The organism is Nocardioides sp., assembly GCF_004803405.1.
GTDB lineage: Bacteria > Actinomycetota > Actinomycetes > Propionibacteriales > Nocardioidaceae > Nocardioides > Nocardioides vastitatis.
Genome location: NZ_SSXI01000093.1, coordinates 1 through 11,795 on the forward strand (window position 1 = coordinate 1; position 11,795 = coordinate 11,795).

At 71.0% G+C, this 11,795-nt stretch carries 12 protein-coding genes; 10 read left to right on the forward strand and 2 right to left on the reverse strand.

Annotated elements, in window-relative coordinates:
* Positions 1-590: biotin-dependent carboxyltransferase family protein (locus E7Z54_RS06705; protein WP_136432224.1), on the forward strand; the 590-nt coding region annotated here is incomplete at its 5' end.
* Positions 591-688: 98 nt separating this feature from the next.
* On the opposite strand, the gene mce is transcribed toward E7Z54_RS06705, so the two are convergent.
* Complete coding sequence (mce, locus tag E7Z54_RS06710; RefSeq protein WP_136432234.1) at positions 689-1,159, reverse strand: methylmalonyl-CoA epimerase; 471 nt, start codon at positions 1,157-1,159, stop codon at positions 689-691.
* A gap of 153 nt (positions 1,160-1,312) precedes the next feature.
* On the opposite strand from mce, the gene E7Z54_RS06715 reads away from it, so the two are divergent.
* From E7Z54_RS06715 to E7Z54_RS06755, 9 genes are all read left to right on the forward strand, one after another.
* Positions 1,313-2,512 (forward strand): acetyl-CoA C-acetyltransferase, encoded by a 1,200-nt coding sequence (locus E7Z54_RS06715; protein ID WP_136432225.1) that lies wholly within the window; start codon positions 1,313-1,315, stop codon positions 2,510-2,512.
* 42 nt (positions 2,513-2,554) lie between these two features.
* On the forward strand, positions 2,555-3,553 hold the full coding sequence (meaB, locus tag E7Z54_RS06720; protein WP_206056049.1) for a methylmalonyl Co-A mutase-associated GTPase MeaB: 999 nt from the start codon (positions 2,555-2,557) through the stop codon (positions 3,551-3,553).
* A 30-nt stretch (positions 3,554-3,583) separates the two neighbouring features.
* Positions 3,584-3,979 carry an MmcQ/YjbR family DNA-binding protein gene (locus E7Z54_RS06725; protein WP_136432226.1) on the forward strand — a complete coding sequence of 132 codons (396 nt, stop codon included), beginning with the start codon at positions 3,584-3,586 and terminating at the stop codon, positions 3,977-3,979.
* A gap of 51 nt (positions 3,980-4,030) precedes the next feature.
* Positions 4,031-5,152, forward strand: a complete 1,122-nt coding sequence (gene dxr, locus E7Z54_RS06730; RefSeq protein WP_136432227.1) for a 1-deoxy-D-xylulose-5-phosphate reductoisomerase — start codon at positions 4,031-4,033, stop codon at positions 5,150-5,152.
* A gap of 10 nt (positions 5,153-5,162) precedes the next feature.
* Entirely contained in the window at positions 5,163-6,518 is a 1,356-nt protein-coding gene (locus E7Z54_RS06735) for a M50 family metallopeptidase (RefSeq protein ID WP_136432228.1), read from the forward strand.
* 74 nt (positions 6,519-6,592) lie between these two features.
* Positions 6,593-7,744: a flavodoxin-dependent (E)-4-hydroxy-3-methylbut-2-enyl-diphosphate synthase gene (gene ispG, locus E7Z54_RS06740; protein WP_136432229.1), complete on the forward strand. Its 1,152-nt coding sequence runs from the start codon at positions 6,593-6,595 to the stop codon at positions 7,742-7,744.
* A gap of 43 nt (positions 7,745-7,787) precedes the next feature.
* Complete coding sequence (locus E7Z54_RS06745; protein ID WP_136432230.1) at positions 7,788-8,633, forward strand: GNAT family N-acetyltransferase; 846 nt, start codon at positions 7,788-7,790, stop codon at positions 8,631-8,633.
* A gap of 97 nt (positions 8,634-8,730) precedes the next feature.
* Positions 8,731-10,500 carry a proline--tRNA ligase gene (locus E7Z54_RS06750; RefSeq protein ID WP_136432231.1) on the forward strand — a complete coding sequence of 590 codons (1,770 nt, stop codon included), beginning with the start codon at positions 8,731-8,733 and terminating at the stop codon, positions 10,498-10,500.
* The gene (locus E7Z54_RS06755; protein ID WP_136432232.1) at positions 10,497-11,210 is read left to right on the forward strand and encodes an HAD family hydrolase; all 714 of its coding nucleotides are present in this window, start codon (positions 10,497-10,499) and stop codon (positions 11,208-11,210) included. Before E7Z54_RS06750 ends, E7Z54_RS06755 begins: the two co-directional genes overlap by 4 nt.
* A gap of 324 nt (positions 11,211-11,534) precedes the next feature.
* On the opposite strand, the gene E7Z54_RS06760 is transcribed toward E7Z54_RS06755, so the two are convergent.
* Positions 11,535-11,795: DUF4439 domain-containing protein (locus E7Z54_RS06760; RefSeq protein WP_136432233.1), on the reverse strand; the 261-nt coding region annotated here is incomplete at its 5' end.

Below are 11,795 nucleotides of genomic sequence, written 5' to 3' on the forward strand. Positions count from 1 at the left end.
AGCCGACCGGTGCGGTGCTCGCGCTCCGTCCCGGACAGCGGCTGCGACTCGGCGTGCCGACGTCCGGCCTGAGGTCCTATCTGGCGGTGCGCGGCGGCCTCGACGTCGCACCCGTCCTCGGCTCGCGTTCCCGCGACACCCTCTCCGGAATCGGCCCAGCCCCGGTCGAGCCCGGCGCGCGGCTGCCGATCGGCACGGCGATCACTGGGGAGATGCTCGTCGACGCCGTCCCGCCGCAGCAGTACGACGGCTGCCCGGTCCTGCGCGTCGTCCGCGGCCCCCGGGAGGACTGGGCAGCAGATGCCGACCAGCTCGTCTCGCACACGTGGCGGGTGAGCCCGGCGACCGACCGCGTCGGCGTCCGGCTCGAGGGCGGGGTCCTGACGCCGGACGCCACGAAGGGCGATCTCCCGAGCGAGGGCGCGCTCCGGGGCGCGATCCAGCTCCCGCCGGGCGGCGCGCCGGTCGTGTTCGGGCCGGACCATCCCGTCACGGGGGGCTATCCGGTCATCGGCGTCGTGGTCTCGGCCGACACCGACCGCCTCGCCCAGCTGCGGCCGGGGGAGACCGTCCGGTTCCGGTGGGTCTGACGGGCTGCAGGAATCGCCGGTTAACCGGTACTTCCTGCACTTCCCAGCCGTTGCAACGCCCCAGAAGTGCAAGTTTCGCCGGTTAACCGGCGATTCCGTCAGTGCGCGGCCGCACCCCGAGCAGGCTCGACCAGCTCCACCAGCACCCCGCCGGCGTCCTTGGGGTGGATGAAGTTCACACGGCTGTTGGACGTGCCGCGCTTCGGGACGTCGTAGAGCAGGCGCAGGCCACGCTCGCGCAGGGTCGCGCTCACGGCGTCGATGTCCTCGACGCGGTAGGCCAGTTGCTGCAGGCCGGGGCCGTTGCGGTCGATGAACTTGCCGATCGTGGAGTCGGGGGAGAGCGGCGCGAGGAGCTGGATCATCGGCCCAGCGGTGTCGTCGCCGGAACCCGGGCGGACCATCGCCTCGCGGACGCCCTGTTCCTCGTTGGTCTCCTCGTGGGCGACGGTCATGCCGTAGGTCCCGGTGTAGAAGGCGATCGCCTCGTCCAGGTCCGGCACGGCAATGCCGACATGGTCGATCGCGGTGAACAGGTGCTGCACGTCGCTCAGGCTCATGGCGCACATTGTGCCCATCGGCCGGCGGTGGCCCGGGTGTGCGTCCGTCTCCGGAGGCTGTGACGAGCGCCTCAGTGCGGCGCCGCCGAGACCCCTCGCAGCCCCGGGCTACCCGCGAGTACAGTCACAAAGGTTCACCCGTTACTCGTTCACGGAGGCAGCATGTCCGAGTCCACGCCCAGCGTCATCGTCGCCGGCGCCCGCACCCCGATCGGTCGCCTCAGTGGCGGTCTCAAGAGCCTGTCCGCCGCGGACCTGGGTGGCGTCGCCATCAAGGGCGCGCTGGAGAAGTCGGGCGTCAGCCCGGACCAGGTCGACTACGTGATCATGGGTCAGGTCATCCAGGCCGGCGCCGGCCAGAACCCCGCACGCGTGGCCGCCCACAAGGGCGGCATCCCGATGAGCGTCCCCTCGATCACGATCAACAAGGTCTGCCTCTCGGGCCTCAACGCGATCGCGGTGGCCGACCAGCTGATCCGCGCCGGCGAGGTCGACGTCGTCGTGGCGGGCGGTATGGAGTCGATGACCAACGCCCCGCACTTCCTCCCGAAGTCCCGCGAGGGCATCAAGTTCGGCGACGTGAGCCTCGTCGACTCGATGGCGTACGACGCCCTGTTCGACCAGTTCACGCAGCAGGCCATGGGTCTCCTGACCGAGGAGTGCAACGGCGCCGCGCAGAACCTGACCCGCGCCGAGCAGGACGAGTTCGCCGCCCAGTCGCACCAGAAGGCGGCCGTGGCGTGGAAGAACGGCGTCTTCGACGAGGAGGTCGTGCCCGTCGAGATCCCGCAGCGCAAGGGCGAGCCGGTGGTGGTCCGCGAGGACGAGGGGGTGCGTGGCGACACCACCGCCGAGTCCCTCGGCAAGCTGCGTCCGGCGTTCTCCAAGGAGGGCACCATCACCGCGGGATCCGCCTCGCAGATCTCCGACGGCGCGTGCGCCGTGGTCGTGATGAGCAAGGCGAAGGCCGAGGAGCTCGGCCTCGAGTGGCTGTGTGAGATCGGTGCCCACGGCCAGGTCGCCGGTCCCGACTCGACCCTCCAGCTCCAGCCGGCCGCCGCCACGGCGAAGGCCTGCGAGAAGGAGGGCATCGCGCCGACCGAGCTCGACCTGGTCGAGTTCAACGAGGCGTTCGCCGCGGTCGGCATCTCCTCGGCCCGCGAGCTCGGCCTCGACGACTCCATCGTCAACGTCAACGGCGGCGCGATCGCTGTCGGCCACCCGGTCGGGATGTCCGGCGCCCGCGTGGTCCTCCACCTCGCGCTCGAGCTGAAGCGTCGCGGCGGTGGGCTGGGCGCTGCCGCCCTGTGCGGTGGCGGTGGCCAGGGCGACGCGCTGATCGTGCGCGTTCCCACCAGCTGACCGGCGTGGACCCAGTAGCCACCGCCGCCCTCGGTCCCTGCGATGGCTGACGGCTCCTCCGGCAAGGGGGACGTGCCAGGGCGCAGGTCGGCGGTGGCTGCCGTTCCCGAGCTCGTCGAGCAGGCCCGGGCGGGCCGGCCCAGAGCGGTCGGCCGGCTGATCTCGCTGGTCGAGGACTCCTCGCCGGCGCTGCGTGAGGTGATGGCTGCGCTGTCCCCGCACACGGGCCGTGCGCAGGTCGTGGGCCTCACCGGCGCTCCCGGGGTCGGCAAGTCCACGTCGACCAGTGCTCTCGTGGCGGAGCTGCGGCGTCGCGACCGGCGCGTGGGCGTCCTGGCAGTCGACCCGTCCTCCCCCTTCTCCGGAGGCGCCCTCCTCGGCGACCGGATCCGGATGTCCGAGCACGCGACGGACCCGGACGTCTTCATCCGCTCCATGGCCGCCCGAGGTCACCTGGGAGGGCTGGCCTGGGCCACGCCCCAGGCGCTGCGGGTCCTCGACGCCGCCGGCTTCGACGTGATCATCGTGGAGACCGTCGGTGTGGGGCAGAGCGAGGTCGAGATCTCGCGGCTGGCCGACACCACGGTGGTCCTGCTCGCGCCGGGGATGGGGGACGGGATCCAGGCCGCCAAGGCGGGCCTGCTCGAGATCGGCGACGTCTACGTCATCAACAAGGCCGACCGCGACGGCGCCGACCAGGTGCGCCGCGACCTCCGCTCGATGCTCGCGATGGCCGAGCGGCCCGAGGGCGCCTGGCGGCCGCCGGTGCTGAAGACCGTGGCCTCCCAGGGGGAGGGTGCTGCCGACCTGGTGGACGCCCTCGACCAGCACCGGGCCCATGCGGAGGCGAGCACCGAGCTCGCCCGGCGTCGTACCCGGCGCGCCCGCGACGAGATCGAGGCGATCGCGCTGACCGCGCTTCGCGAACGATGGGGATCCCTCGGCGACGGCGACCGCCTGGACTCCCTGGCCGCGTCGGTCGCGGCCGGCGAGGCGGACCCCTACACGGCGGCCGACGCGCTGCTCGCCCACGTCACCTGATGCTGCGGTCCGTGCGCCTACGTTGTCAGCATGGCGACGTGGGAGGACGTACGACGGCTCGCGCTGGCGCTGCCCGAGACCACCGAGAGCAACAACGGCTGGCGGATCCGCGAGAAGGCGTTCGCGTGGGTCCGGCCGCTGCGCAAGAAGGACGTGGCCGACCTCGAGCAGCTCGGCCGTGAGGTGCCCACCGGCGAGATCATGGGCATCCGTGTCTCCGACGACCTGGAGAAGCGGGAGCTGGTCGCCAGTGAGCCGGACGTGTTCTTCACCATCCCGCACTTCGACGGCTGGCCCGGCGTGCTCGTCCGGCTCGACGCGATCGGTGTCGAGGAGCTCGAGGAGGTGCTCGTCGACGCCTGGTTGGTCCGGGCGCCGAAGCGGGTCGCGAAGGCCTTCCTCGAGTCCCGCGGCCTGGCCGGCTGACCGAGTGCCGTCACTTCGCCCGAAGCGCCGCAGGGCTGGGAGGATGGAGCCGTGAAGGACGTCGTCATCCTCGGCTCGACCGGCTCGATCGGCACGCAGGCGCTCGATCTCGTGCGCGCCAACCCCGACCGGTTCCGGGTCGTCGGGGTGACCGCAGGAGGCAGCAACCGCGAGCTGTTCGAGAGTCAGGTGGCCGAGCTGTCAGCCGTCTGTCCAGGCCTGTTCCACGGCCTCGGCGAGGAGGCGAGCGTCGAGGCCGCCCAGCTGGGCTGCGACGTCGTGCTCAACGGGATCACCGGCGCCGTCGGTCTCCGACCCACCCTCGCCGCGCTCGACGCCGGCAACACGCTGGCGCTCGCCAACAAGGAGTCGCTCGTCATGGGCGGCCCGCTGGTCCTCGACCGGGCGAAGCCCGGTCAGATCGTGCCGGTCGACTCCGAGCACAGCGCGCTCGCGCAGTGCCTGCGCGCCGGCGCGCCCGACGAGGTACGACGCCTGGTGCTCACGGCGAGCGGCGGCCCCTTCCGCGGGCGGAGTCGGGCCCAGCTCGCCGGCGTCACACCGGACCAGGCGCTGGCCCATCCCACGTGGGACATGGGCCCGGTGATCACGATCAACTCCGCCACGCTGGTGAACAAGGGCCTCGAGGTGATCGAGGCGCATCTGCTCTTCGGGATCCCCTTCGAGCGGATCGAGGTCGTCGTGCACCCGACGAGCGTGGTGCACTCGATGGTCGAGTTCGTCGACGGCTCCACCCTCGTGCAGGCGAGCCCGCCCACCATGCTGATCCCGATCGCGCTCGGTCTGGCGTGGCCCGAGCGGGTTCCGGACGCGGCGCCCGCGGTCGACTGGACCAGGGTCGAGACCTGGGAGTTCATCCCACTCGACGACGAGGCGTTCCCCGCCGTGGCCCTCGCCCGCGAGGCCGGCTCCCGAGGCGGCACGGCGCCCGCGGTGTACAACGCGGCGAACGAGGTCGCCGTGGAGGCCTTCCGCGACGGCCGCCTGCCGTTCACCGGGATCGTCGACGTGGTCGCCAGCGCGGTAGCCGATCACGACGTACCCTCGAACGTGCAGCTCTCCCTGGACGACGTCCTCGCGGCCGACGCGTGGGCCCGGGAGGCTGCTTCCCGCACCATCGCCGGCTCCACCGGCTCTGACCGAGGACGCTGACAGCACCGAAATGACCGCTCTCCTGTACACCCTCGGCGTCCTCGTCTTCGCCGTCGCGATCCTCGCCTCGATCGGCCTGCACGAGCTGGGCCACATGATTCCGGCGAAGCGGTTCGGCGGGAAGGTCACGCAGTACTTCATCGGTTTCGGGCCCACGGTGTGGTCCAAGCAGGTCGGGGAGACAGAGTGCGGTCTCAAGGCGATCCCGCTCGGTGGCTACGTGAAGATCGTCGGGATGCTGCCGCCGCCGGCAGCCGAGGACCTCGTCGAGGACGTGGAGGTCGATGCGGACGGCAATCGGGTCTTCAAGGTGCGCAAGTCCAACACCGGCATGTTCACCCAGCTGATCTCCGATGCTCGCGCGGCCGAGTGGGAGCGGGTGCAGCCCGAGGACACCGAGCGGCTCTTCTACAAGATGCCGTGGTGGAAGAAGGTCATCGTGATGGCCGGCGGGCCCTCGGTGAACATCCTCATCGCGTTCGGCATCTTCGCGGCCGTCTTCGCGACCTACGGCAACGCCGGTGACCCCACGGTCGAGACCACGATCGCGCAGGTGCAGGGCTGCGTGCTCCCGGCCGAGGAGGACGGCCGCGAGTGCACCGAGGAGGAGGTCCGCGACTCCCCGACACCGGCGTATACGGCCGGCATCAAGGCGGGCGACCGGATCGTCGCCTTCAACGGCGTCGAGATCACCCGATGGGACCAGGTGCAGGACCTGGTCCGCGCCAACGGCAGCGACCAGGCCGAGATCGTGATCGAGCGTGACGGTCGCGAGCAGACCATCCGGACCGCCACCGTCGTGGACCTCCGCGACGTCGGTCAGGAGGAGAAGAAGCACGTCGGCTTCCTCGGCATCGTCCCGGTGTCGCATCCCACGACGGGCGGCCCGCTCTACACCGTCGGCCAGATGGGCCACATGACCGTGGAGGTCGCGCGGGCCATCACCACCTTGCCGGTGAAGGTCTGGGACGTCGCACAGGCGATCGTGGGCCTGGAGGAGCGCGACCCCGAGGGTCCGGTGAGCATCGTCGGCGGCGGGCGCCTCGCCGGCGAGACCGCCGCGCACGACGAGATCGCGACGACCGAGAAGACCGTCTCGCTGCTCATGCTGATCGGCGGCTTCAACTTCTTCATCGGCATGTTCAACTTCGTGCCGCTGCTGCCGCTCGACGGCGGCCACATCGCCAGCGCCCTCTGGGAGGGGATCCGCAGGGGATGGGCCCGGCTCTTCCGCCGGCCCGACCCGGGCTACGTCGACGCTGCCAAGCTGCTGCCCATCGCCTACGTCGTGGCCTCGGTCCTGCTGGTCATGGGTGTGGTGCTGATCGTCGGCGACATCGTCGTGCCGCTCCACCTCGAGTCCTGACCAGCCGGCCGGCAGGGCGCGGGGAGCGGCTCCCCGAAGCGGCCCGACAGCCCCGCGGAAAGTAGTCTTGGGCCATGACCGAGATCAGCCTGGGCATGCCGGCCGCGCCGCCGCCGGTGCTCGCCCCGCGCCGGAAGACCCGCCAGATCCAGGTGGGCAAGGTCGGTGTGGGCAGCGACCACCCCGTCTCGGTGCAGTCGATGACCACGACGCTGACCTCCGACGTCAACAGCACGCTCCAGCAGATCGCCGAGCTCACCGCCGCCGGCTGCGACATCGTGCGGGTCGCGTGCCCCAGCCAGGACGACGCCGAGGCGCTGCCGGAGATCGCCCAGCACAGCCAGATCCCGGTGATCGCCGACATCCACTTCCAGCCGAAGTACGTCTTCGCCGCCATCGAGGCCGGGTGCGCGGCCGTCCGGGTCAACCCCGGCAACATCAAGAGGTTCGACGACCAGGTCAAGGAGATCGCCCAGGCCGCCAGGGACCACGGCACCTCGATCCGGATCGGCGTCAACGCCGGCTCACTCGACAAGCGGCTGCTGGAGAAGTACGGGAAGGCCACCCCCGAGGCGCTGGTGGAGTCCGCGGTCTGGGAGGCGAGCCTGTTCGAGGAGCACGGATTCCGCGACTTCAAGATCTCGGTCAAGCACAACGACCCCGTCGTCATGGTGCGCGCCTACGAGCTGCTCGCCGAGGCCGGCGACTGGCCGCTCCACCTCGGTGTCACCGAGGCCGGCCCCGCGTTCCAGGGCACCATCAAGTCGGCGACGGCCTTCGGTGCCCTCCTCTCACGAGGCATCGGCGACACGATCCGGGTCTCCCTCTCCGCGCCGCCGGTGGAGGAGGTCAAGGTCGGCATCCAGATCCTCCAGTCGCTCAACCTCCGACCGCGCAAGCTCGAGATCGTCTCCTGTCCCTCGTGCGGGCGCGCCCAGGTCGACGTCTACTCGCTCGCCGAGAAGGTGACCGCCGGCCTCGACGGGCTCGAGGTGCCGCTGCGCGTCGCCGTCATGGGGTGCGTCGTGAACGGTCCGGGCGAGGCCCGCGAGGCAGACCTCGGGGTGGCCTCCGGCAACGGCAAGGGCCAGATCTTCGTGAGGGGCGAGGTCATCAAGACCGTGCCCGAGGCCCAGATCGTCGAGACGCTGATCGAGGAGGCGATGAAGATCGCCGAGACGATGGAGCCGGTCGAGGGTGCCGAGCCGTCGGTCTCCATCTCCTGAGCCGATCCGCCCGCAGAGCCTGCTGACCGCCTAGGCTCGTCCCGTGTTGACGACACGGCACGGCGTGCGCGCACTCGCGAGCGCCGACCTCGACGCGTTCCTGGCCCTGGCCAACCGGGACCCGGTCGTCAACGTGTTCGCGATCCATCGCGCCCACACGACGAGCCTGGAGCCGAGGTGGCTCGGCGGCGAGATGTGGGGCAGGTTCGAAGGTGGGCACCTCGTGGCGGCCTGCCACGTCGCGGCCAACCTCGTGCCCGTGGAGGCAGGGGAGGACGACGCGCTGGCCTTCGCCGAGCGTGCCCTTGCCCGGCGTCGTACGGCTTCGACGATCGTGGGACCGCAGGACCCCGTACGCACCTTCTGGGGACAGGTCGGACCGCACTGGGGGAACCCGCGCGACGTCCGGTGGGACCAGCGGCACCTCGCCATCGACAGCTCGCCGCTGGTCAGGCCCGACCCGCAGGTCCGGGCGAGCTGCCGCGACGACATGGACACGCTCTACCCGGCCTGCGTGGCGATGTACACCGAGGAGGTCGGTGTGTCCCCTGAGGACGGCGGGGGAGCCGACCTCTACCGGGCCCGGGTCACCCAGCTGATCAACCGCGGCTGGTCCTTCGTCAGGTACGACGCCGGCGAGCTGGTGTTCAAGGCGGAGGTCGCCTGCGCGACCGCCGACGCGGCACAGATCCAGGGCGTCTGGGTGCCGCAGCACCGGCGGGGCAGTGGCCTCGCGACCGCGGGGATGGCGGCCGTGGTCGAGCAGGTCCGGGCCCGGATCTCGCCGACGGTCTCCCTCTACGTCAACGACTGGAACCACGCGGCTCGCAAGGCCTACGAGCGGGTGGGGTTCGTGGAGACCGCTCGCTTCGCGACCGTGATGTTCTGACCCGACCTGCTCGACTCGGCTGAGACGGTCTGTCCCGATCCGACGGGGACAGCATCTGGTTCGCAGTCACCGAAGCCCCCGCCGTAGGCTTCGGCACGTGCTGATGCGGATGTCGACCCTGTTCCTCCGGACCCTTCGCGACGACCCCTCGGACGCGGAGGTCCCGAGCCACCGGCTGCTCGTGCGGGCCGGCTACATCCGTCGGGCCGCCCCGGGGATCTACTCCTGGCTCCCGTTGGGTCTGAAGGTGCTGCGCAAGGTCGAGGCGATCATTCGCGAGGAGATGGACGCGATCGGCGCCCAGGAGGTCAGCTTCCCCGCGCTGCTGCCCCGGGAGCCCTACGAGGCGACCGGCCGCTGGACCGAGTACGGCGACGGCATCTTCCGGCTCAAGGACCGCAAGGACGCCGACTACCTGCTCGGTCCGACCCACGAGGAGATGTTCACGCTCCTGGTGAAGGACCTCTACGGCTCCTACAAGGACCTCCCGCTCAGCCTGTACCAGATCCAGACCAAGTACCGGGACGAGGCGCGTCCCCGCGCCGGGCTGCTGCGCGGCCGCGAGTTCACGATGAAGGACTCCTACTCCTTCGACGTCGACGACGCCGGCCTCGAGGCGTCCTACGTCCGGCACCGCGAGGCCTATGTCCGGATCTTCGATCGGCTCGGCTTCGAGTACGTCATCGTCAAGGCCACCTCCGGTGCCATGGGCGGCTCCCGGTCCGAGGAGTTCCTGGCGACCGCGGCCGTGGGCGAGGACACCTATGTCCGCTGCACGAAGTGCGACTACGCCGCGAACGTCGAGGCGGTCCGCGTGCGCGCACCCGAGCCCGTTCCGTACGCCGACGCGCCGGCCGCGCACGCCGAGGACACCCCCGACACCCCGACCATCCAGACCCTGGTCGACCACCTCAACGAGAAGTACCCCCGCGAGGACCGGCCCTGGGCTGCGGGCGACACGCTCAAGATCGTGCTCGTCGTGCTCAAGCATCCCGACGGTACGCGCGAGCCGCTCGCCATCGGCGTGCCCGGTGACCGCGAGGTCGACCAGAGACGCCTCGAGGGCCAGCTCGAGCCGATCGAGGTCGAGCCCATGGACGCGGCCGAGATGGCCAAGCACCCCTCGTTGGTGAAGGGTTACATCGGGCCCGGCGTGCTCGGCGAGGAGAGCGAGTCCGGCATCCGCTACGTCGTGGACCCGCGGGTGGTCGACGGCAGCCGCTGGGTGAGCGGGGCGAACATCTCCGGCCAGCACGTCATGGACCTGGTCGCCGGCCGTGACTTCGCCGCCGACGGCATCATCGAGGCCGCCGACGTGCGCGACGGCGACGCCTGTCCCAACTGCGAGGAGGGCGCGCTCGAGTCGGCCCGCGGCATCGAGATGGGTCACGTCTTCCAGCTCGGCCGCAAGTACGCGGATGCGCTGGGCCTCCAGGTGCTCGACGAGAACGGCAAGCTCGTCACGGTGACCATGGGCTCCTACGGCGTCGGGGTCACCCGCGCGGTCGCGGCGATCGCGGAGAACAGCCTCGACGAGATCGGCCTGTGCTGGCCGCGCGACGTCGCCCCGGCCGACATCCATGTGGTGGCCGCCGGCAAGGACGCCGCTGTGTTCGCCGCGGCTGAGGAGCTGGTGGCCAAACTGGTCGACGCGGGCCTCGACGTGCTCTACGACGACCGCACCGGAAAGGTCAGCCCCGGCGTGAAGTTCAAGGACGCCGAGCTGATCGGCGTGCCGACCATCGTCACCGTCGGACGCGGTGTCGCCGACGGCACGATCGAGGCCAAGGATCGTCGCACCGGCGAGCGCACCGAGCTGCCGATCGACGGGGCCGTGGCCGCCCTGGTCGACATCGTCCGCCCGTGACCGGTCTCGACGCCGTCATCTTCGACTGGGGCGGGACGCTGACGGCGTGGCACGACGTCGACTTCCACGCCGAGTCGTTGGCGCTCGCCCAGGCGGTCCTCGCGACCCCCGACAGCTCTGATGACCACCACGTGTTCGCGGAGCGCCTGCACAACGCCGGCAGCGTGATCTGGGGGAGGAGCCGCGACCACCATCAGAGCTCGACGATCGGCGACCTCTTCGACGAGGCCGGACTCCAGCACGACCCGGACCTGCTAACGGCGTACTACGAGTTCTGGGAGCCGCACACGCTCACCGATCCGGAGGTCAAGCCCCTCTTCGAGTGGCTGCGCGGCGAGGGGATCGCCGTCGGGGTGCTCTCGAACACGATCTGGCCGCGCGCCTGGCACCGTGGGTTCTTCGAGCGCGACGGGGTCGGCCACCTGATCGACGGCGACGTGTACACCAGCGAGATCCCGTGGACGAAGCCCTCGCCGAAGGCCTTCCTCGCGGCGATGGAGGCCGTCGGGGTCACCGACCCCGCCCGGTGCGTCTACGTCGGCGACCGGCTGTACGACGACGTCTGGGGCGCTCACAGCGCCGGGATGCGCGCCATCCACATCCCGCACAGTGCGATCCCTGCGGACCAGATCGGCCACACCGAGGGCGACCCGGACGCGGTCGCCCACCGGCTGTTGGAGATCCCCCGGCTGCTGGCGGCCTGGCGCTGACAGGTCGACGTCGGGGGCTGGGGCCGACCCCTCGTCGGCACCCCTGACTGCAGGCCTGACTGCAGGCCTGACTGCAGGTTTGTGCACTGCACATATATGAGGATCGCTAGGTAGAGACCGCACCGGCCCATGTGTTGCAGAATCGTGCACACGGTGATCGGCGAGCCCCACCTCTCCGCCACCCACTGACCGTTGTCCCCGGTCACAAACTGGTCCGCGACCCCGGCTTCGGGGAACGTCTCGGGAGTTCCCCGCTGGCCGAGGTTGCGGACCAGTTCCGTTTTTCGGCCGATGGCCGGTCCGGAGCTGCGCTGTCGGCGGGCCTCAGAGCCCGGGAAGCCGCTCCGGCGTCCCGCCGAAGCCCAGCCCGCGCACCGCGGCGTCCAGCAGGGCCCTGACCCCCCAGGCCCGGGCCTCACCTGTCGTGCTCGCCACCAGGTAGGCGTACGTCGACGCGGCCGCTTCCTCCAGCTGCAGCGCACGCGCCGCGACTGCGGCGGGGGAGCCGAGGTCGGCGGGGAGGTCGTAACCGGGCTCGGCGGCGACCGGCTCCGCACCGGCAGCGGTCACCAGGGCGGCGAGCTC

Excerpts from the sequence above, each read along its gene's own strand:
- E7Z54_RS06725 (WP_136432226.1), top strand. The coding sequence starts at position 3,584 with ATGGCGACGTGGGAGGACGTACGACGGCTCGCGCTGGCGCTGCCCGAG.
- ispG (WP_136432229.1), top strand. The coding sequence starts at position 6,593 with ATGACCGAGATCAGCCTGGGCATGCCGGCCGCGCCGCCGCCGGTGCTC.
- E7Z54_RS06715 (WP_136432225.1), top strand. The coding sequence starts at position 1,313 with ATGTCCGAGTCCACGCCCAGCGTCATCGTCGCCGGCGCCCGCACCCCG.
- mce (WP_136432234.1), bottom strand. The coding sequence starts at position 1,159 with ATGTGCGCCATGAGCCTGAGCGACGTGCAGCACCTGTTCACCGCGATC.
- E7Z54_RS06735 (WP_136432228.1), top strand. The coding sequence starts at position 5,163 with ATGACCGCTCTCCTGTACACCCTCGGCGTCCTCGTCTTCGCCGTCGCG.
- meaB (WP_206056049.1), top strand. The coding sequence starts at position 2,555 with ATGGCTGACGGCTCCTCCGGCAAGGGGGACGTGCCAGGGCGCAGGTCG.